General features: G+C 57.0%; 15 protein-coding genes and 1 pseudogene. 6 read left to right on the top strand and 10 right to left on the bottom strand.

The window, feature by feature from the left end; genetic code table 11:
• Nucleotides 1-35 precede the first annotated feature (35 nt).
• The 6 genes from ACFWEM_RS31745 to ACFWEM_RS31720 are packed head-to-tail and all read right to left on the bottom strand — an operon-like array spanning nt 36 to nt 6,554.
• Complete coding sequence (locus tag ACFWEM_RS31745; RefSeq protein ID WP_378539650.1) at nt 36-839, bottom strand: HpcH/HpaI aldolase/citrate lyase family protein; 804 nt, start codon at nt 837-839, stop codon at nt 36-38.
• A complete protein-coding gene (gene hpaH / locus ACFWEM_RS31740) occupies nt 824-1,609 on the bottom strand; it encodes a 2-oxo-hept-4-ene-1,7-dioate hydratase (RefSeq protein WP_378539649.1) in 786 nt (261 codons plus the stop codon). The genes ACFWEM_RS31745 and hpaH overlap by 16 nt, the downstream gene beginning before the upstream one ends.
• Before the next feature lie 23 nt (nt 1,610-1,632).
• Nucleotides 1,633-2,784, bottom strand: a complete 1,152-nt coding sequence (gene hpaD / locus ACFWEM_RS31735; RefSeq protein WP_378539648.1) for a 3,4-dihydroxyphenylacetate 2,3-dioxygenase — start codon at nt 2,782-2,784, stop codon at nt 1,633-1,635.
• A 55-nt stretch (nt 2,785-2,839) separates the two neighbouring features.
• Nucleotides 2,840-4,372 carry a 5-carboxymethyl-2-hydroxymuconate semialdehyde dehydrogenase gene (gene hpaE, locus ACFWEM_RS31730; protein ID WP_378539647.1) on the bottom strand — a complete coding sequence of 511 codons (1,533 nt, stop codon included), beginning with the start codon at nt 4,370-4,372 and terminating at the stop codon, nt 2,840-2,842.
• Entirely contained in the window at nt 4,372-5,091 is a 720-nt protein-coding gene (locus ACFWEM_RS31725; RefSeq protein WP_378539646.1) for a GntR family transcriptional regulator, read from the bottom strand. The genes hpaE and ACFWEM_RS31725 overlap by 1 nt, the downstream gene beginning before the upstream one ends.
• Nucleotides 5,061-6,554 (bottom strand): fumarylacetoacetate hydrolase family protein, encoded by a 1,494-nt coding sequence (locus tag ACFWEM_RS31720; RefSeq protein ID WP_378539645.1) that lies wholly within the window; start codon nt 6,552-6,554, stop codon nt 5,061-5,063. The genes ACFWEM_RS31725 and ACFWEM_RS31720 overlap by 31 nt, the downstream gene beginning before the upstream one ends.
• A 327-nt stretch (nt 6,555-6,881) precedes the next feature.
• On the opposite strand from ACFWEM_RS31720, the gene ACFWEM_RS31715 reads away from it, so the two are divergent.
• Nucleotides 6,882-7,322: an aldehyde dehydrogenase family protein gene (locus tag ACFWEM_RS31715; protein WP_378539644.1), complete on the top strand. Its 441-nt coding sequence runs from the start codon at nt 6,882-6,884 to the stop codon at nt 7,320-7,322.
• Nucleotides 7,323-8,001: 679 nt separating this feature from the next.
• Here ACFWEM_RS31715 and ACFWEM_RS31710 read toward each other — a convergent pair.
• Both ACFWEM_RS31710 and ACFWEM_RS31705 read right to left on the bottom strand, forming a co-directional pair.
• Nucleotides 8,002-8,448: a helix-turn-helix domain-containing protein gene (locus ACFWEM_RS31710; RefSeq protein WP_378539643.1), complete on the bottom strand. Its 447-nt coding sequence runs from the start codon at nt 8,446-8,448 to the stop codon at nt 8,002-8,004.
• An 816-nt stretch (nt 8,449-9,264) separates the two neighbouring features.
• Nucleotides 9,265-10,296, bottom strand: coding sequence for a TIGR03857 family LLM class F420-dependent oxidoreductase (locus ACFWEM_RS31705; protein ID WP_378539642.1), 1,032 nt, complete (start codon nt 10,294-10,296; stop codon nt 9,265-9,267).
• A 2,605-nt stretch (nt 10,297-12,901) separates the two neighbouring features.
• On the opposite strand from ACFWEM_RS31705, the gene ACFWEM_RS31700 reads away from it, so the two are divergent.
• Complete coding sequence (locus tag ACFWEM_RS31700) at nt 12,902-13,957, top strand: phosphotransferase family protein (RefSeq protein WP_378539641.1); 1,056 nt, start codon at nt 12,902-12,904, stop codon at nt 13,955-13,957.
• A 178-nt stretch (nt 13,958-14,135) separates the two neighbouring features.
• On the opposite strand, the pseudogene ACFWEM_RS31695 reads toward ACFWEM_RS31700, so the two are convergent.
• Nucleotides 14,136-14,750: pseudogene (locus ACFWEM_RS31695) on the bottom strand (aldehyde dehydrogenase family protein); the annotation flags it as partial.
• A gap of 368 nt (nt 14,751-15,118) precedes the next feature.
• On the opposite strand from ACFWEM_RS31695, the gene ACFWEM_RS31690 reads away from it, so the two are divergent.
• A complete protein-coding gene (locus tag ACFWEM_RS31690) occupies nt 15,119-15,889 on the top strand; it encodes a class II aldolase/adducin family protein (RefSeq protein WP_378539676.1) in 771 nt (256 codons plus the stop codon).
• Nucleotides 15,890-15,948: 59 nt separating this feature from the next.
• Nucleotides 15,949-17,100, top strand: coding sequence for an alanine racemase (locus tag ACFWEM_RS31685; protein ID WP_378539640.1), 1,152 nt, complete (start codon nt 15,949-15,951; stop codon nt 17,098-17,100).
• A 483-nt stretch (nt 17,101-17,583) separates the two neighbouring features.
• Here ACFWEM_RS31685 and ACFWEM_RS31680 read toward each other — a convergent pair whose 3' ends face one another.
• On the bottom strand, nt 17,584-18,267 hold the full coding sequence (locus ACFWEM_RS31680; protein ID WP_378539639.1) for a TetR/AcrR family transcriptional regulator: 684 nt from the start codon (nt 18,265-18,267) through the stop codon (nt 17,584-17,586).
• Between the two features lie 326 nt (nt 18,268-18,593).
• On the opposite strand from ACFWEM_RS31680, the gene ACFWEM_RS31675 reads away from it, so the two are divergent.
• Nucleotides 18,594-19,619, top strand: a complete 1,026-nt coding sequence (locus tag ACFWEM_RS31675; RefSeq protein WP_378539638.1) for an ABC transporter permease — start codon at nt 18,594-18,596, stop codon at nt 19,617-19,619.
• The gene (locus ACFWEM_RS31670) at nt 19,620-20,606 is read left to right on the top strand and encodes an ABC transporter permease (protein WP_378539637.1); all 987 of its coding nucleotides are present in this window, start codon (nt 19,620-19,622) and stop codon (nt 20,604-20,606) included. It abuts the gene before it with no gap.

Genomic DNA, 20,606 nt, shown 5'->3' with positions numbered 1-20,606 from the left:
GTCGACATTCCGTTGAGATTTCTCATTAATTCCAACTAGTAGCTGACGGAGGCAGGCTGGGGCGACGAGTCGATGTAGCGATCCGCAAGCGCCTCCGAGCCACGGGCGAGCAAGGCTGCATCCGCGCCGACAAGAAGGAAGTCAGCGCCGTCTTTGACGTAAGCATCGGCGTGCTGCGGGTCGAAGGCATTTACGCCGACCGGTTTGCCGGTGGAAGCGACTCGGACGAACGTGTCTTTCACCGCAGCAACGACATCGGGGTGGTTCTGCTGGCCAAGGAGACCCATCGACGCTGCAAGATCACTCGGTCCGACGAAGATTCCGTCGATTCCGGCAGTCTGGGCGATGGCGACTGCATTGTCGACACCCTCTGCAGTTTCGATCTGAACGAATACCGACACGTGATCGGCACTATTATTCAGATAGTCGTCGACCCGGTTCCATCGGGCCGAACGAGCTAGTGCGCTACCGACTCCACGTCGTCCCCGTGGCGGATAGAGCGCGGCTTCGGCGACCTCTCGTGCCTGCTCGACAGTGGAAACCATCGGAACAAGGATGGTCTGGGCACCTAGATCGAGCACCTGTTTGATGATCACAGTCTCGCTTGCCGGCACGCGCACTACCGGCGTAACGCGGTAAGAGGAAACGGAATATAACTGTGCAAGAACCGATTCCAAACCGTTCGGCGCGTGCTCCATATCGATCATCACCCAGTCCAGCCCAGAACCGGCCATGATTTCTGCCACTACCGGCGATCCGGTCGTGATCCATCCGCCGAATAGAGGTCGGTCCGACGTGGCAAGTGCTTGGCGCAGAGTGTGTCTCAGCTGAATCGACATGAGATGGTTCCCATCGATCCGTAGTCGGCCAAAACAGTGTCCCCCTTGTGCACCCACATGGGACGGGTGAATGAACCGGCCAGCACTATCTCTCCAGCTTCGAGACGATCACCATGCTGCGCGAGCTTGTTCGCCAACCAAGCGACACCTGCTGCGGGATGGTTCAGTACCGCAGCGGCAACCCCAGATTCCTCGATCGTCTCGTTGCGGTACAGCAATGCGGAGATCCATCGCAGGTCAATGGCGGCTGGATCAGTCGGGTTGCCCCCGAAGATCATTGCGCCCATCGCGGCATTGTCACTGATGGTGTCGACGATCGTCCGCCCTTGCATCTCGATCCGCGAACTGAGGATCTCCAGCGCAGGCACGACGTGGTCGGTGGCCTTGAGGACATCGAAGACCGTTGCTCGGGGGCCGCGGATTGCCTTGCCGAGAACAAACGCGAGTTCGACCTCGATACGAACATTTGAGAATCGGTCGTGCTCGATGGTTGAGCCGTTCTCGAAGACCATGTCGTCGAAGATGGTTCCGTAGTCGGGCTCCGTGATTCCTGTAGCGGCCTGCATAACCTTGCTAGTCAGGCCAATTTTGTGACCGACAACCTTTCGTCCGGTTTCAACTCCGCGACAACGCCATTGGCTCTGCACAGCGTACGAGTCTTCCACGGTCATATCGGGATACCGCGCCGTCAGGCGCGGAATCATCGACCGTGTGCGCTCAGCTTCGGCTAGCTCGTCGGCTATGGCGGTGATCGTACTGGTTTGCAGCATCTCGCTCCTCGTCTGCCGGGTTACTACAGCTGTGCGCCGAGTTTGAATTCGCGTTGGGCCAACGGCTGCACCGCGGCCGGGTCTTGCTTGCGTGTGTAAGAGAATCCGTCCGCACCGATCGTGACTTCCATCTCCGAATCGTCGGTTCGCGCCACCACAGGTTGGGGATTGCCATCGAGGTCGAAGACGATCGAGGCATCCGTATACCAGCTGGGAACTACAGGCGTCCCCCACCAGTCACGGCGCTGATTGTCGTGTACATCCCAGGTTACGACGGGATTGTCAGGGTCTCCGGTGTAGTAATCCTGTGTGTAGATCTCGACTCGATGACCGTCCGGGTCGCGAAGGTAGAGGTAGAACGCGTTCGATACCCCGTGTCGACCTGGCCCCCGCTCAATATGATCTGACATTCGAAGGGCGCCGAGTTTGTCGCAGATTGCGATGATGTTGTGCTTCTCATGCGTGGCGAACGCGACGTGGTGCATTCGCGGACCGTCGCCTCCCGTCATCGCGGTGTCGTGGACGGTGGACTTCCGTCTCATCCAAGCGGCGTATGTCGTACCGGCCTCATCCTGAATGTCCTCGGTTACCCGGAACCCTAAATCCTCCATGTAGGCGACCGCTCGCGGTACGTCCGGCGTGACTTGATTGAAATGGTCCAAGCGGACCAATGCCCCTGGGGAGTGCAGGTGGTAGTGCCAAGCAAGGCGCTCGACATGTTCGGTGGCGTAGAAGAACTCGTACGGAAATCCCAGCGGGTCTTCGACACGGACTGAGTCCCCGATACCTTTGGTGAACCCCTCCGCACGACGCACTACCCGGCAGCCGAGTTCGGTGTAGAACTCGACGGCCTTGTCGAGCTCATTAGGACTTCGAACTCGGTAAGAGAATACGGCGACGCCGGCGACCGGTGCCTTACGCAGGACAAGATTATGGTGGATGAATTCGTCGAACGAGCGCAGGTAAACGGCATTCTCGTCCTCGGCGGTTACGACCAAGCCTAGGACGTCCACGTAGAACTTGCGTGAACATTCAAGGTCGACGACGGCCAATTCCATGTATGCGCATCGTAGGACGTCGGGTGGAGCAGCTTTCGGAGTCGGGACGGGGTTAGTTGAACCTATAGGACTTGCTTGAGTTGGCACTGGCTCGGGTGAATCGGGCGTGATGGTCATTCAAAAATCCTTCTTCGGAGGCGGATTCGTCGACGAGCCACCTGATGGTGGATGGTCAGCGCTGCTCGGCACTGCTTTTGCCGAAGGTCGGGTTGTGCACTTTTCCCAAGGTGATGTGCACGGCCTGCTGCTGGGTGTAAAAGTCGAGGGAACGGTATCCGCCCTCGTGCCCGAGACCAGACGCTTTTACCCCGCCGAATGGTGTGCGCAAGTCGCGCACATTGTTCGAGTTCAGCCACACCATGCCGGCTTCAACGGATTGCGAAAAGTTATGCGCGCGCTTGAGGTCATTGGTCCAGATGTACGCGGCGAGCCCGTAACGGACGCCGTTTGCCAACTCCAACGCCTCGATGTCATCGTCGAATGGCGTTATCGCAACAACAGGACCAAAGATTTCTTCTTGGAAGATCCGTGCGTCTGGCTTTACATCAGCGAATACTGTCGGCATAACGAAGTTTCCGGTCTCGAACCCTTCGGCGCGTCTGCCACCGGCAACCAATCGAGCTTCGGTCTTGCCGATCTCGATGTAGCGCATCACTTTGTCGTAATGCTCCGGGTGCACCAGTGCGCCAACCTCGGTTGAGGGGTTGTCCGGGTAGCCAACCCTGACACGTTCAGCCTGTGCGGCGAATCGCTCGACGAACTCGTCGTATATGGGCCGTTCGACGAGAATGCGACTGCCTGCGGTGCACCGTTCGCCGTTGAGCGAGAAGACACCGAAAATGGTGGCATCGATTGCGGCGTCGATGTCAGCATCGGCGAACACGACGGCCGGACTCTTGCCTCCGAGTTCCATTGACAGTCCTTTCAGGAAAGGAGCTGCGTTTCCGAAGATTAGTTGACCGGTGCTGGATTCGCCTGTAAACGAAATTAGTGGCACGCCAGGGTGTTTGACCAGAGCATCTCCTGCATCGTCACCTAGGCCGTTTACGAGGTTGAAGACGCCGTTCGGAAGCCCTGCCTCTTCGAATACTTCCCCCCACAAAGATGCCGACAATGGGGTGAACTCAGCCGGTTTCAGTACGACTGTGTTGCCGGCGGCTAAAGCCGGCCCGAGCTTCCATGATTCGAGCATAAATGGTGTGTTCCATGGGGTAATCAGACCGGCAACGCCGATGGGGGAGCGGTTGACATAGTTGATCTGACGCCCTGGGACTTTGTAGGTGTCATCAGTCTGGGCGACTATGAGGTCGGCGAAGAATCTGAAATTCTCGGCGGCGCGACGCGCCTGACCGAGGGCCTGGGCGATTGGGAGGCCCGAATCGAAGGATTCGAGTTCCGCCAACCGTGCGTCGCGAGACTCGACAATATCAGCGACGCGGTGCAGGATCCGCGACCGTTCACGGGGCAACATGCGGGGCCATAGGCCTTCTTGGAAAGCTCTGGTCGCGACTTCTACTGCCGCGTCGATGTCGGCTTTTTTGCCTGCAGCGGCCTGTACATAGGTTTCATTAGATACCGGATCGAGGACATCGAAAGTAGAGCCGTCAATCGAGTCTACGAGCTGCCCACCGATGTAGTGCTGTATCCGGGGGGGTAAACCAGTTGGGAAGTGCCGTTCCGAGGTGTTTGCCGCTCTTTCAGTCATCAGCAATCTCCGTTTCGAATATCAATAGGCGAGAGACAGGGGGGCTCGTTAGGGTGTTCGCGATCGATGTATGCATCAAGGGTCGCGGATCGGTGTCGACGTGCCGCATCCTCGATATCGGCAAGCGATGCGCCGGATTCGATGAGGCGGACGATTTCTGCGTGTTCGGCCACCGATTCTCGCGCCCGACTAGGAACGAAAGAGAAGGTTGAGGCCCGCAGGTGCCCGAGGCGTCCCCATTCGGCCTCGACTAGATTGAAAAGGCGCGCGTTCTGACACCTAGAAAACAACACCGAGTGAAACTCTTGATTTAAAGAAGTGAATTCGTGGGGGTCAAAGTGGCTTAACGACTGAATCATTCGATCATTGACATCCCGGGCACGTTGGATGTCGTCCTCAGACATCTGCCGTGCCGCGAGCGCGGTCGCTGCACCTTCGAGAATGCTCAATGTTTGCATGCTCGACCGGTAAGCGAGGTCGTCGATCATGGAGACGTGTGCGCCGACGTTTCGCTCGAATGTGACCAGACCTTCAGCTTCGAGTTGACGTATGGCTTCGCGGACCGGCACTACGCTCATATCCAGTGCGTTCGCAATGGATCCGAGGACTAAGCGATACCCGGGCGTGTACTCCCGTCTGGTAATTCGCTCTTTGACGAAGTGGTACGCCAACTGTGGTTTGCTTTGTATTATCTGCGGTTGTGCTGACTGAGTCGCCATTTTTCGTACCTCGTCCTCCACTCGTCATTGGGTGGAAACAATCCTTCAACCGGGCTACCTGCGGCGACTTGGTCGGCGATCCATTGATCTTGTTGCTCTTGGGCGAGAGCAGCGTTGGCCACCTCCTCGGCAATCGCCGGCGGGATCACAATGACACCGTCACTGTCTCCGACGATGACATCCCCCGGTTGCACCGTCGTGCCTCCGCACGCGATTGTGATGTCCGATTCCCAGGGAACGTGGCGGCGGCCGAGCACGGCCGGGTGCGGGCCGGCCGCGAAAACAGGTAACCCGATCTCGACCACAGTGTCCCTATCTCGAACACCGCCATCAGTGACCACCCCTGCAGCGCCTCGTTCCCTGGCTCGTAATGCCAGAATATCGCCGAGCGTGCCAGAACCTTGTTCGCCGCGGGCCTCGATCACGATGACCTCACCAGGCTCAACGGTGTCGAAAGTGCGTTTCTGCACGTTGTAGCCACCACCGTGGGCGTCGAAGAGGTCCTCTCGATTGGGAACGAAGCGGAGAGTTCTGGCTACACCGACCATTTTCGTGCCCGGAGCCAGAGCTGCTACTCCGTCGATCGAGACATTGTTCAACCCGCGCTTGCGCAATTCTTGAGAGAGCCCGGCGACCGGTACCGCGGCGAGCTTCCCACCCAATTCTTCAGTAAGGGTGAACGCTGTTGTGGGTGTATTCAAGTTAGCTACTTCCATGGAGCCCCATGCTTCGGCCCGCTGAGTGTCATTGACAGCAGGTACGGATCCGATTTTTGGGTCGAACTTACTGTCCCCCTGCACAATTCTAGTCGTTAGCCGACCTGATGTCAGGGTGGTTGAGGGGGCGTCGACTTCCACTTCAACAACGTCGCCAGGAACCACCACCGATGAACCGGCCGGTGTACCAGTGAGGATGACATCACCGGGTTCGAGAGTGAAGTGCTGCGATAAGTCGGCTACTAACTGCGCCAAGGAGAAGAGTAAAGCATCGGTGGTGTCGTTTTGAACTAGTTGGGCATTCACCCATGTTCGCAGCCGCAGTGCGTTTGGGTCGACATCCTTTGCATCGATCACGCCGGGGCCCATTGGGGTGTAACCGTCTCTCCCTTTTGATCGCACGTTCGAGCCCTTGTCGTTATCGCGCAGGTCGTACAAACCGAAGTCGTTAGCCGCTGTGACGCCGCTGATGTGGCTCCAGGCTTTATCGATGGGGACCCTCCGTGCGGCCTTGCCGATGATCAACGCAATCTCACCCTCAAAGGCGAGAAGCTCTGTGCCTGAGGGGCGTTCGATAACACCGCCGGCTGTCGAGACTGAACTTGAAGGCTTAAAGAAATAGGACGGGTGCGTGGGACGCCGTCCACGTTGCTTTGCGCGCGAAATGTAACTGAGGTGCACAGCAACGATTTTTCCTGGCCGTGCAGGGAGTTCGACCCCATCCACGGCGGCTCGCTCAATGCTCATAGTTCTCCTACGTTGGAACGTACCCCACATCGTATGTCAAATCATATATGATCAACTTCGCAGGTTGCAACGAAGATCCCCGATTTTTGCAGCAAGTAGTGCGCGCCGACGTCGAGTGGCCCTGCGGCGCTGCAACTCATCCGTGAACCGAGGGCGCCGTCCTCGTCGCGAAGGAATGGTTTGAACGACATTGAGAAGGCGCTGCTCGACTCCGTCCCCGCCGCTTGTGGATCTTGGCGCTCGCCGTCAACCAATGCAACGCTTGTTCGCGATGCGGCAACTGGCGCAGTGATTTTGTGACATCGCCCCCGGATGCATGGAATGGCGGTGCGTGACGCAGCGGTCGAAACGGCGGACTCCCGGGAAGCGACGCCTGCGCGCGAACGTGGGGAGATTCTTCGCCGGTCCTTCGATCTCTTGCAGAAGCGGAGCGACGACCTGGCCTTGTTGATGACGATGAAAATGGGAAAAACACTCGGTAAATCTGTTGGTGAGGGCGCATGCCGAGGTGAATATCTTCGAGGGTTCGGTAAAGAAGCGAGCAATGCAAAGGGCCTGGTTTGGGCTAACCCGGAGAATACCGGTCGGTTCTTCACGCAGTACCCTGGCGCCGTGCTCCTCGTGACGCCGTGGAATTTCCCTTTGGCGATGACTACGCGAAAGATCGCGCCAGCACTTGCCGCCGGGTTGAGGGTCGCCGTAAGACCGCCCATTGACCCTGTTGACGACACTTCAGCTACAACAATCCTTCAGGAAGCAGGTCGGTGAGGTCAACGAGGTTACGACGTCTTCCCGTCTATGTTTGCGGCCCAGATTATCGACCATCCGCGTCTGCGGAAGTTGTCATCTGCGGGTCTCATATCGAGTGGAAAATCCTGATGCGCCGGACTGCGACCGAATGCCGTGATGTGTGCATCTATGGAAGCTGGCCGGAACGCACTGTACGTAGTTTATGAGGGGTATCGAAGGAATTCGCCGCCACTATCTACAGGCCAAGTACACGCTCAAGCTGACACCCTTTGACTGAACTGGCTTTCACCCTTGGTATCAAAATGAGAGAACAGTGGTGGTCCGATAATTCCGCGAACGGACTGTGAGAGCTAGCCGTTAAGATTATCTGCGAAATTGGCGAGTCATGTTTGTGCTGGAACCAAACAGTTGGAATTGACGCGAGGATCTGAGCAGGATGCTGATCCGCCTGATGGATTCGATTCTCGAAAACTGGAATCTGTTGGCCGTGGCGCGATGTTATTTACCCAAAATGAAGCGCGCACGATCAGTAGCCGGAGTCAAGTGATTCCTTTTTCGAGGTTCCGCAAATCGATTTAGGATTCTTGGGTGTCATCTAGTGGGTAAGGCCGAGGTTGCATCTCTAGAATTAAGAGGGACGCACAGCTTCTCGAAGTTTACAATGCTGTAAAAAAGTCATGTGCCCATATGGATTGTCCTAACAAATTGTTTTGTTTGCGCTGTAAATGTGTGCGTCGGAACAGAAATAAGGTAGGTTCTCGGCGGCACGCAGGTGGTCGGCGAATTCGAGGAGAAGGTACAGCGACGTGTGTGACAGATCGAAGGTGCATACCAACAGTCGTCGAAGTGTTTCGTTTGCTACCTGAACAAGAGTCTCTCCATCGACCGGAGTTGGAATGTGGCTTTCGGGACAAACGGGTGAGAAGAAGTAGTCGACAGTTACTCCGAAAAAATCTGCGAAGGCCTCCACGATCTGCGCGGAGGGATCTGCTCTGACCCCTCGACGGAGTTGCGACAGATAAGGCGGTGACACGTCGCAACCACGGTCAGCCATCGCCTCGGCCAACCCTCTGTTGGTGATCCACCGTTCAGATCGAGCGCAGAGTGTATTAAGTCTTCTTGCGAACGTGCTTGTCCCTTGCATCTGTACCCGTACCTTCCTTGGGGTGCGAACAATCGACAGTGGGACGCAACCCACGCTCTATGCTACCAATGGATCGTATATGATCTAGGTATGGCATCGGTCTCGGAGGGTGCCCGTGTCCGGATCCCCCGAATTTCGACCTCTCCGACCTGGTCTGACTCAGCTTTGATTCTGGGCAACGATTTGCCTATGTGCGCCCAAATCGTTTAAGGCTAAGGGCGGTTCGCGATTGGAATTTTCGAAACTCAGATCGTGTCCATCGCTGTTGATGCCGCTGCCCCAGCCAGAGGCAATAGAAGTCGGGGTTCTCGGAAGGCAGCGGTTCCGATCGGTACCACTGGAGTTGGATCTGCCGCCAAACGATGGAGAGTGACTCGCTGCCTGTTAGTCTCCGGACTGGGTTTCGCGTCGACTTTGCGGCTTTGTACTTTACGGTTTCGTACGAAATTGACGAGTACTCGTCGGCCGAAGAGTTTGTTTGGCTCCACAGTGCCTCCTTGGCGGGAGGCACATCGGGCACTGGCGCGCAGAATCATTACCAATACTAATAATTCGGTGGCAGCTGCTTCCACATCAAATATTTGACGGCAGCAGGAGTGGCGCTCGGATCATCGTCCGCGCATTTGGGCGTAGAGGATTCTCCCCGATAAAATGGCAATCGCGTACGCTTGACCTATAAATTATTAATTGATGGTAACTTGTGATATCCGGCACTTGTGCGAGTCTGACGCAATGGCGATGAAGGATCATTGATCGTTCGGAGGAAACGCCGTCTATCAATGGCAGGACATCGCACTAGTTTTTCATAGTTTTTCTTCAATATTTCTCAAGAATCGATTCGAGTTCATTGGGCGTCGACCCGTGCAGTATGACTCTGTCGGCGCCATAATTGATTTCGTCGTGAATTCGGGTAGCGCATTGCGCCGGCGAACCAGTAGCCGCGCTACGAAGCCATTCGCTGGGAATCAGTGTTGCGATGTGGTCGATCTGCTGAGCAGTCGCTATGGCATCAATTGCGCCGGCAATCGATGTGACAACCGGGTCTCTTCGAAATCGACGCAAAATTGCGGGGTCCCAGCCGTTTGTTTCGACAAGTAGGTCGCCATAGCCTTGCAGGTAGGTGGCGAGGCGACCCACCGTTTTCAGGGCGCGCAGGTCGTCATCGCGCACGTCATCGCTGACTGTAGCCAAACACGACCAGACTCGAACGTCTGCTGGGTTGCGGCCAGCCTGTTCAGCGGCGGTTTTGACGATATTTACGCACCGCTGCAATGTTTCCGGGGTGAAGTAGGTATGTAGGATTACGTCATCGAATATGCGTCCACCGAGTTGTAAAGTCCGCGGACCGAAGGCGACGAGCGCCAACCGAATATTTTCGTTGAAACTGGAGTCGAGGTGCAGAACCGGATACCGGCCGATTGGGCCATCGTGGGAGATTAGGGTTTCTCCGCGCCACAGTCGCCGTGTTACCGTCGCCCAGTCCTCTATATGCGCCGTGGTGACTGGCGGTATTCCGAATGCTGAATGTATCGCCGGTACGCCTCGGCCAACACCGAGGGTAAATCTACCTCCCGACATGCGGTGAAGTGTCGCCGCCCAGGACGCGGTGACTAGCGGGTGGCGGATGTTGCAATTGGTTGCGGCGGTGGCGATCTGCATTCGCTTCGTAACCGCGCACGCGGCCCCGGTCAGCGATGTGGCCTCTTTGATATTCCATCGCTCGGACACGAATGCTGTTCCGAATCCGAGCACTTCACCACGTCGCGCTTCCGCAACCAAGTCTGCGGGGCCGCCCCCGCCAGCCCCGCCCATTAGGTAGAAGCCCAATTCGTCGAAATTTCGTGTCATGTCTTGCCGTATCCTCTCGCCAGATGCGTTTCCAATTAAAGTGGATCACAGCATGTCTATTGTCGGATGCTTTCGATTCGATTGGTAGCGCAGCGCGAGCAGCTTCGCTCGGAGGATTGTACTGATCTGCAGCGATGCGTTCAGAAACTTGACTCGTCCGAGTGAGTGCTCCGTTGTCGAGTCAAGTGCAGTTCAGCTCCGTGCGCCGCAATTCTGACTAGGGTGCGAGCCGGACGACGGGTCCCAGTTCGTTCTGGCAGAGGCGCAGCGCAAAGATTTCGAGCGCCCGTGGCGTCGCGTAACTGCGCGATCTGCACGTCGAGTTGATTCGACGTGCCGCAACCCATATCTTGCTCGAATCAACATTCGACGCGGCTGACCGACCAGACGTAAGATGAAATCCGAAACAAACTGTTGCACAGATGAATTCCAGACCTGGGTGGAGATCGTCGGAACCTCGCACACCTTCTTGCCGAACCGATACGCAAGCTTGACTGGGCATGGTGCAACTCGATTATTGACAGTCACATTCGACATAAAGGTGAAACCCAATGAGCAGTCGCAACTACCGTCGCCGTATCAGTGTGGAAGCGGACGTAGAGCGCAAACACCCTGACGCTGAGTCAGGACGCCTCCTCGAGTTCGCTGCTCTATGGGCGCCGTATGGGGGCGCGCCTGATGACGAAATCTTTGTGCGCTTCGGAATAACTCGACTCCGCTTCGTTGAACGACTGTGGCAGCTGCTCCCTGGTTCGCGCTGCACCCAAGACGAAATTCGCCTTCTATCGAGCGTATATCCCTACCGCACGGGAATAGACACCTGTTCTGACGTTCCAGGGGATTCGGAAAGCGTTGACGGCGAGCGAGGATCCCGGACGACGGTATGGTGACCAGAACGAAAGAAGTCGTCGCGACAGATTCGTCACCGACAAGATGGAGCCTTTGAAAAGGTAATCACTGCGTCCAATGGAGCCTTCCGCGGACGGCCTGCGCCGGGTGCAAACCCCAATGCTGCTTCGAAGATCGGTCTAGGTTTGAAACACTCGCGCTACCAACTCCGAAAGATCCTTTCTCTTAACATATTCGGTGACTGTTCTTCGTGACTATCGTGCCTGCGTTGGTAGATGACGTACTGCCGCACTGTTTCGACTTTTGGCTTCGTGGCCTGACCGCGAGAATTGCTTAATCGGAATCAATATGACGAACCAGGTTTCCAGAATGATGTTGCCTGGTAACGAGTCGGCCGTTCGAAACGAAGGTAGGCAGTCAACTGCGCGCTGCCATGCCGGTGCAGGAACCTGAGCTAGCGTCGCGTTGCTTCGCCAGGCGGTGAAGACTCGGAATTTCTAGTCCGATGACTTTGACATGATTCGGGCTTGCTGACCGCCACCGCCGTACTCGGCGTTGTGACAAAGGAGTTGACTGGAATCAGTTCGAGGAAAGACGAGTGCGAGTTCAGCAGACCGGCCTGGTGGATCGTGATGCCAACAGACTTGATGCAGTAAAACCAAGGGGGGAGGGAGTAATTCTCAGGTATTTTCTCTGCTTCGAGCTCTGTTGTTACGACCTGTTTGGTGCCGTAGTCGGGGAGCGGGCCAGTGTAAGATCGCCTTCTCCGGCGCTGCATTTCCTCAACTTGCACCGTTTGCCACTGGGATGTTCTGTACGGCCGATCGGCTCCCCGATGGAGATTTCCGAGAGTTGTTGCACCTTGACGTGTCGTCAGTGGCTGGTGATGCATACGCTATGCGGGGGCCGCGCACAGTGCTCAGATCTCGGTCCCCACGGTGTTGAACAATCGTGACCTGCTGAGAAGCATTGACACGTAGCATTCTCTATGACATTCTCGAAAGATGTGATTTGCAGCACAAAGACTTGATTTTCGAAGCCTGATTCGTAACTCGATCAGAGGATCGTTAGACATATGGCGAAGGGGTTTCGGGCTACCGCGCTCTGTGGGGACTTTGGGGTTATAGGCCTGGCGTTTGTTGTACTCCCTCCGATAGATATGCGAGACAAGGTTATTCGCTTACTTGGCGACATGGACCGAACAATCGCACTCTCTCCGGTGTGGGGGGATTGTCGGCGAGGCGAGTTTTTGACTCCCACGGCTATGGAGGTATTGATGAGTCTGCCGTCTCGGGTCTCCACCCGCGTTAGGCAGGGGTAGGAGTCGCCGCTCAATGCTCAATTATGCATGTATTCTATTGGCTTCCAATTGTTCTCGCTGTCTCTTTTCTCGCGCGGATATCTACTGCTGGGTTGACATGCTGAGGGCGGTCGAGCTCAGCACGAGCACCCGACGCTCGGCCTCGGGTAGGCAAACCGGTTGTGGGGAGGGCGGCGTCCCTGATCCTGGAAGTAGAGAATTCCTACGCGCGGCGAGCGGCCTTTTCCCCAAACGAGTGCGTGTTTTCCGGATGGGTTGTGCAACAGCACATACCAAGCTTGAACGTAATCCGGTGTTCGAGCTCCTAGCTCACAGGCGCCGCCACCCGCCTCGCGGACCATGTGGACAACGATTGGCGCCGACGTGATGTGTAACGGAAGGAGAGGCGAGCTGTGACGACATCGATCACGATTAAAGATGGATAGGAGGTAAACGATGCGTGAACCTGCAATTCCCTCTCGGCCAGAGGAATTGACCGCAGAGTGGATGAGTGAAGTGATGGGAGATTGGGCTGAGGAAGTCACGGTAAGTCCGGTCGGCACCGGACAGACTGGGGCCACCTACCGCGTGGCACGAGGGAACGCCGCGAGCCTCATCGCGAAGTTGTCGTCACAGGACGCGGCAGTTCGCGAACGCGTCGCGCTAGGCTACCGAGCTGAGCATGCGTTCTACACACGCGTGGCCGCGACCCTCGCGGTGCCCGTGCCAGACTGCGTACATTGTGCAATTTCGGATGACGCCAAAGACTTCGTCCTCGTTATGGACGACATGGAGCCCGCCGTTCAGGGTGATCAGATCAAAGGGTGTGACGACATAGAGGCAAGCCTCGCGGTACAGGCACTCGCCGGCCTGCATGGGCCCAGATGGTGCGATCCCGAATGGCTCAACTTCGATGGATTGACTATGCCCATGGCCGACGCCACATTCGCCGCCGGTATGCAAGAACTTGCGAAGGCAGCGTTGTCAATGACGCTTAATACGGTAGGTAAGAGGCTCAAGTGGATCGACTGTACGACGTTGGAGGAGTACGTCGAACTAGTGGAGCATTGGTTACTTCTCCGTCCGAATCGATATTGTCTGCTTCACGGTGACTATCGCGCCGACAATCTGCTGTTCAATCCCGACCGCACGCGGGTGACCGTAATTGATTGGCAGACGCTCACAGTCGGCCTACCGGCCCGCGACCTGGCTTATTTCTTAGGTACCAGCCTTGCATCGCAACATCGACGATCGCAGGAACAACGTCTCGTGAAGCTTTACCACGTAAGCCTGGTCAGTGAGGGAGTCGCTGGCTATGATCTCGAAACTTGTTGGGAAGAATACTGTCTGGCCATGTTGCAGGTGCCATTCATTACGACGCTTGGTGCCGCTTTTTCGGCAAATTCCGACCGTGGTGACGAAATGATCGTTACTATGCTTGCTCGCGGCTGCCGGGCAATTCGGGATCTTCGCACGATCGAGCTAGTCAAGGCGAGTGTGCCAGAGGGCTGAGGCCGTTCAACCTAACTCAAGGACCGACCTTCGAAGACGCGGATTCGAGCGTCGATGTGTTCCTCCTCAAGCTAGCAATGAGGCCCCGCATAATGTTTGTCCCATAACTTGAGTAGTGTTGGCGCCAACCGCTAGCAATGCCTTGTCGTAGACCGTTGATTCCTATACCGCTGTTGCCGGTGTAGATCGACATGTCGGTGGTGACGTGGTCGATGAGGGTGGGCCCGAGCCAGAAGCCGTCAGCTCCACCATCGGCCTGAACTGTGCGTCCGTCGACCACGATGGTGGCGCCGTCCTTCTCGCCGGCATCGACGTAGGAGGCGACCTTGTCGCGGTGCGCCTTGGTGACAAGCGGACCCATGTCGGAGTTCTTGGTGCCGTCGCCGGTGACGAGGGGAGTGGTGCGTTCGACGATCTTGGCCACGAGTTCATCTGCAATGTCGCCGACCGCTACGAGGGCGGAGATTGCAATGCAGCGTTCGCCGGCGGAGCCGAGTCCCGCGTTGACCATTGCGTCGGCGGCGAGGTCGAGGTCTGCGTCCGGTAGAACGATGGCGTGATTCTTGGCGCCGCCGAGTGCTTGGACGCGTTTGCCGTTGGCATAGACGTACTGGGCGGTGGGGGCGGATCCGACAAACGAAATCGCTTTGACTGCTTTGTGTTCCAGGAGTTCGTTCACGGCGAGTTTGTCGCCTTGGAGGACGTTGAAGACGCCGGGAGGCAGACCGGCTTCCGCCCAGAGTTTGGCGAGCCAGATCGCCGCGGTGAGTGCCTTCTCAGAGGGCTTGAGAACTCATTGATCGATTGCATAAACTTCAAGCATTGCGGACAGTGTGATCCAGACGGGTGTCGTATTCGTGCGGCTAGCTAACGAGTTCGAGCCGATATTTCTCCGCCTCGCCTGAGTTCGAAACGGCGAAAGTCCGGTGCTGCAACGGACGCTGCATGCGCAAAAATCAGTGTATTAATTGGGGTGCTTGATGTTTCACTTACATTCTACTTACCTCTGATTGAGTGCTGCCCGACGGTGGGCCGGAACTGGCATCGAATCTGGGGTGAGTGGATCCGGCGCTGATTTCCTCGCGAGTTGGTATTGACATGGAACATCTTCCGGAGGATTATAACATTTGTTGTATAACAAGCGTTGCAAGAAAGGTTGACATGCTGAGTGAGACGGCGGCGCACAGGCGTGAAGTTTCGGGTGACGGTGCCGACGCGGAGGAGCGGGCCAGGCGCAAGAAAGACCTGGCGTTGGCTTTCCGCATCTTCGGCAGGTTCGGGTTTTCTGAGGGTGTGGCCGGCCACATCACCGTTCGAGATCCCGGTGATCCGGACAAATTTTGGGTGAATCCATATGGTCTTAACTTCAGCGATATTCGCGTATCCGATCTGTTGCTTGTCGATCACACAGGTGAGGTACTGATCGGTGACCGGCAGGTAAATCGGGCGGCGTTCTGCATCCATTCTCAGGTGCACCGTGCGAGACCGAACGTGACGGCTGCGGCACACGCACACTCGACCAATGGTAAAGCCTTCGCAGCCTTGGGGATCGAGCTCGATCCGATCACTCAAGACTCTTGCGCGTTCTACAAGGATCACTCGCTGTATGCGGATTACGGTGGAGTGGTCACAGACCTGGAGGAGGGGCGACGCATTGCTGAAGCTCTAGGCGAGAACAAAGCAGTGATCTTGCAGAATCATGGATTGCTCACCGTAGGCGCGTCGGTCGCCGAGGCAGCGTGGTGGTTTATCTCGATGGAGCGTTCATGTGAGGTCCAATTAAAGGCGATGTCCGCCGGCAAGCCGGTCGACATCAATGACGAGGTCGCCAGCGATGTTGCGGCTTATATAGGCGGGGCACGCTCGGCGATCGCAAGCTTCGCGTCTCTGCGGTCAGTGGTCTCGGCTTCGGACGATGAGATCAATTCCTGAGCGTTATGGCAGGGCTTGGTATGTTCATGCAGGCCATTCGGTGTTAGAGGCGAAACAGTATGTTAAATAGAGTAATTGATGAATCCGAGTCTTCGGAAGACTGGTTCGACGTTGCAGCCGCGTCGGCACCTGACACTCCATTACTGGTGGTGTCGGAGATACGTATCCTTAACAACGTGCAACGGGCGGCTTGGCATGCGAGGCATATGGGCAAGATGCTTTGCCCGCACGTCAAAACTCACAAGATGCTTGAGGTGGCCCGGATGCAGCTTGCTGCGGGGGCAACCGGGTTGCAGGTTGCCAAATTGTCCGAGGCGGACGTTATGCTCGAATCTGGAGTCCGTGATCTACTGCTTGCGTATCCTGTTGTAGGAAAAACGAAATGGGATCGCGTTCGGGATCTCTCTGGGCAGGTCGATCTACGGATTTCGCTCGATTCGGTTGAGGTTGCGACCGGAATCTCGGAGTCGCTCTCGTTGGATTCTGAGGTAGGGATTTTGCTTGAGGTGGACACAGGTCTGCATCGGGTGGGTGTTGCAGCCGGTGACGTCGGCGAGCTCGCCCTCGCAGTTGGCCGGCTGCCCGGACTGCGAGTGATCGGTGTGATGACACATGAGGGGCACATCGGCCGGCGAGCTCAGAAGGACCCGCGACTGACAGTCGAGCTGACCGCTGCGGCTGTGAACGAGATGCGGATTGCCCGTGACGTACTCGGAGATGTGGGCGTTGTCGATCCAATGATCTCGATGGGATCTACGTCGACATTTGAGCATCTGCTTACGTACCACGACGTCGACGAAGTTAGACCTGGCCTGTACGTGTTCTTCGACATGAACTCGGTGACCGCAGGTGCTGGACGACTGGACGACGTCGCAGCCGTGGTGGTGTCGACGGTGGTGTCGCGTTCGCCGCAGCGCGGGGAGTTCGTGATCGATGCTGGCTCGAAGAGTTTGAGCAGTGATCGGCGGGACTTACCCAACGGCTCCATCACCTTTGGGTTTGTGCCTTCGGTTGGTGGACAAGTGGTTCGGCTCAGCGAGGAACATGGAGTTGTCAGCGGCGCGCACCGTATCCCCAATGTCGGGGAGCGGGTGGTCGTGGTTCCGAACCATATTTGCCCCGTGATCAACCTCTTTGATGATGCCGTTTTGGTCGACGAAGATGGGGTGTCTGGAAGCTGGTCCATAGCGGCACGAGGCAGAGTTCGCTGACCTCGGACATGACGAAGGGGCCCCAAGGAGCTCTGAGCTGCGAGACCTTCTGTCCAGGTTTTGTCTACGGCCTTCCGCACGCGAAAATGCTGCGTCTAGTTCACCCTTTCGGCACTGACAACCTTCATTGTTGCCACGGCGCTGCACCGCAAATCGGAGCGGAATTGCGGCCGTGATTTGTGGTGGTTTTGCGCACGCAGTCGTCCAGTCGTTTCCGCCTGGACGACAGGCCGATTTCTGCATTTTGGTGGACCTCAAACCATGGGCGCCAAAGATCCCACATCCGCATCTTGCAGTTTGGGGTGCGTTGTCTTGTGGGAACGATCCGACGCGACCGCTCAAGTGTCCTGTTGTTTCGAAAGTTGTTGTGGTGGTTGAGGTCCTTGTCGACCGTGCGCTGATATCGGTGCCGATCGGTGAGGCTCAACTACCAGTTACGTCGTCGGTGGAGTCCCAATGAAGATGCGGGGCTCGGCCGAGGTTTCACCGATCGTCTACTGATGACGCACGCTTATCTGGGTGCAGGCGAGCCAAATGGTCGCGCAATATCGATTTCATCCGTGCTGTCGACAATTGTTTGGGGTGCATCAAGGCATCGACACCCATCCCATCGACGAGCGCGAGTAACTCGTCTGCCAGCAGTCGCGAGTCGAGGGTGTCGTCGATCTCGCCGGTCTGCATCGTTTCCAGGATAAGCCGCTCGAAGAGGTCGAGGGATCGCTGGTGGCTGCGAAGGTGCTCCGCGCTCGCGGCGTCGTCGCTGATTGCGCGCGCCCAGAAACTCACCTCGATGTGCAGTTCAAGTCGGCGTTCAGCATCGAGTGGCAAAGTCTGTAGTAGTGCGACGTTCAATGCCTCTAGCCCGCGCTTGCCCGCAAGTTTGCGTTCGCGCCGTGCCCCTATTCGCGCATGTGAGAGCCCCAACGCCGATTTGAGCACGTCGTCTTTGTTCTTGAAGTAATAGGTCACCACGGCCGTCGACGCACCCGCCTCTGTGGCGATGGCTCGGATCGTCGCGGCTCCCAGGCCGTCACGTTGAATGACGCGCCAAACAGCATCGAGTACTTCTTCGCGACGTCTTTGAGGATCAACAATTTTCGGCACGTTGTCAAGATACAACGACCGTTGGATAATAGGTCGCGAAGGGGCGTTGCGGCACGCGCCCACCTCGTGGACGACTGTTCGTTTCGGTCGGTTTGTGTGTGCCGAGTACAGCAAGAGTCGTTTTGTTGCAATGAGAATCTATTTCACAACATGTGTTGTGTTTAGAACGTGAGCCGCATAACATAAGTGAGTCGCGAATCGAAGACTATCTGCGCGACTGTCGCATCGGCCGCGGGACGGTCCGAACGACTATTCATGGCCTCGTGCTCGAGCGGTGCTCGGCAGCAGTTGGAAGGCAGGACTCGATGACCATCTCAGCTATACATGCACGCTCGGATCTCGGTCCGAAAGTTGAATTCGACTTGCGCTCGGCGAGACGATTCTGAGCGATGAGTATCTTCAGATTCGCGTTGAGACGGTTGATGCTTGCCGTTCCGACGCTCCTCGGACTGTTGGTCGCGACATTTGCGTTGGCCAATTTTCTTCCGGGAGACTCGATGGGTCGGTTGCTGGGGGACAAGGCTGCCAGCAACCCGGAAATCGTTGCTAACTATCGGCATCTATGGGGGCTCGACCAGCCACTTCCGATCCAGTTCCTGGTCTACTTGAAAAACCTTCTGCAGGGAGATCTGGGGCGCTCGACAGTCTCGCAACGTCCGGTGGTCGACGATCTGCTTGACTATCTGCCCGCCACCATCGAGTTGGCTGTCGCAGCGATCCTCGTGGCAGGGACCGGCGGACTCGTCCTCGGCACTTTGGCGGCGTATTTTCATCGTCGTTGGCCCGATACCGTGGTCCGGGCAATCGCATTGGTAGCATCCGGTGTTCCGGTGTTCTGGCTTGCGTTGATCTCGTTGCAGATCTTCTACCTCAAGCTAGGAATCGTTCCGGGTCCGGAGGGGCGACTGAGTCGAGAGTTCGCAACTCCGACAAGTATCACGGGTGCCTACACAGTCGATGCGCTGCTGACTGGACAATGGGGAACTTTCGTCAATGCCGTCCAGCATCTGATCTTGCCGGCCTTGGTGTTGGGCTCATATTTCTTGGGCCTGATAGCTCGTATCACCCGCGCCTCGACGCTTGAGGTACTCTGCGCTCAATACGTGGTGACAGCCAGGTCGAAAGGCCTCTCACCGATGCAAGTCCTACGTTCCTACATCCTGCCCAACGCGCTCATCCCGACGGTCACGGTCCTCGGACTCGCGGTTGGTGGGTTACTGTCCGGTGCCGTGCTCACCGAAACTGTATTTGCCTGGCCCGGAATCGGGCGCTATGCAGTCGAAGCCGCGAAAGCCCTTGATTACCAAGCTATTTTGGGTGTCTCACTTGTCATTGGCGTGATCTACGTTCTCACGAATGCTGTTGTGGACATTGTCTACGCCAAGCTCGATCCTCGAATCCTGTTGGGAAAGTAAATGACTCCTTCAGCACACGACGCCGTTGGCGAGCCCATTACGTCTATCGGGCAGGTCGAGACGACGAGGGAGTCCGGCTCTCACCGTGTTATCGGATACCTACGTGCCAACGGTGCATTCCTGTTCGGTTGCACGGTCATCACGTTCTGGGTCATCGCGGCCCTCACTGCCCCCTTGTGGTCTATGTTCGATCCGATTGTGGACCAGGATCTGGGTAAGAGGCTTGCAGCACCGGATTCGATCCACTGGTTCGGTACCGACGGCCTCGGCCGTGACGTGTTTGCCCGAGTTATGTACGGGGCCAGGCTCACACTGCCGGTCGCCTTGATCGCGGTGACGATCGCGCTGACGATCGGCTGTCTCTTGGGGGCGATCGCCGGATTCGTCGGCGGATTTGTCGACGAGTTGATCATGCGTATCAGCGACCTATTCTTGGCATTTCCCGCGATGGTTTTGGCATTGGCGATTGCCGCCGCACTCGGCCCCAGCTCGACAAACGTGGTGATTGCGATCGTGGTGGTCACCTGGCCCGAGTACACCCGACTGATGCGCGGGCAGATCCTCTCGATCCGCGGAAACCTACACGTACTTGCTGCGAAATCGGTGGGTTGCTCGACGCCTAGGATCTTTCGGCTGCACGTCCTTCCTTTCGGATTGCCTCCGATTCTGGTGAAGGCCACCGTCGATCTGGGAATGGCGATTCTGCTCGCCGCTGGGCTGAGCTTCATCGGTGTCGGTGCGGCCCCACCGGCGCCGGAGTGGGGCGCGATGGTCAGCGAGGCGGCAACCCGGATCGATCAGTGGTGGCTCGGCCTGTTTCCGGGGTTGGCAATCCTGAGCATCATTCTGGCAGTCAACTTCATCGGAGATGCGCTGCGCGACCGGTTCGATCCAAAGATGCGTGGCCAGCGTAAGCGGCGTTCATCCGCTCGGCAGATGGTCGGCAGGTCTGTTCTTCCGGCATCAATTCGCAAACAGGAGACTTAA

Origin of the sequence: Rhodococcus sp. NPDC060176 (genome assembly GCF_042728675.1) — a bacterium.
GTDB lineage: Bacteria > Actinomycetota > Actinomycetes > Mycobacteriales > Mycobacteriaceae > Rhodococcus_F.
The sequence above is the reverse complement of the archived record's forward strand: the minus strand, read 5'-3'. Positions and strand labels throughout refer to the sequence as shown.

Coding starts and splice junctions, on each gene's coding strand:
- ACFWEM_RS31745 (WP_378539650.1), bottom strand. CDS start 839: ATGTCGATTCAGCTGAGACACACTCTGCGCCAAGCACTTGCCACGTCG.
- hpaH (WP_378539649.1), bottom strand. CDS start 1,609: ATGCTGCAAACCAGTACGATCACCGCCATAGCCGACGAGCTAGCCGAA.
- hpaD (WP_378539648.1), bottom strand. CDS start 2,784: ATGACCATCACGCCCGATTCACCCGAGCCAGTGCCAACTCAAGCAAGT.
- hpaE (WP_378539647.1), bottom strand. CDS start 4,372: ATGACTGAAAGAGCGGCAAACACCTCGGAACGGCACTTCCCAACTGGT.
- ACFWEM_RS31725 (WP_378539646.1), bottom strand. CDS start 5,091: ATGGCGACTCAGTCAGCACAACCGCAGATAATACAAAGCAAACCACAG.
- ACFWEM_RS31720 (WP_378539645.1), bottom strand. CDS start 6,554: ATGAGCATTGAGCGAGCCGCCGTGGATGGGGTCGAACTCCCTGCACGG.
- ACFWEM_RS31710 (WP_378539643.1), bottom strand. CDS start 8,448: ATGCAAGGGACAAGCACGTTCGCAAGAAGACTTAATACACTCTGCGCT.
- ACFWEM_RS31705 (WP_378539642.1), bottom strand. CDS start 10,296: ATGACACGAAATTTCGACGAATTGGGCTTCTACCTAATGGGCGGGGCT.
- ACFWEM_RS31700 (WP_378539641.1), top strand. CDS start 12,902: ATGCGTGAACCTGCAATTCCCTCTCGGCCAGAGGAATTGACCGCAGAG.
- ACFWEM_RS31690 (WP_378539676.1), top strand. CDS start 15,119: ATGCTGAGTGAGACGGCGGCGCACAGGCGTGAAGTTTCGGGTGACGGT.
- ACFWEM_RS31685 (WP_378539640.1), top strand. CDS start 15,949: ATGTTAAATAGAGTAATTGATGAATCCGAGTCTTCGGAAGACTGGTTC.
- ACFWEM_RS31675 (WP_378539638.1), top strand. CDS start 18,594: ATGAGTATCTTCAGATTCGCGTTGAGACGGTTGATGCTTGCCGTTCCG.
- ACFWEM_RS31670 (WP_378539637.1), top strand. CDS start 19,620: ATGACTCCTTCAGCACACGACGCCGTTGGCGAGCCCATTACGTCTATC.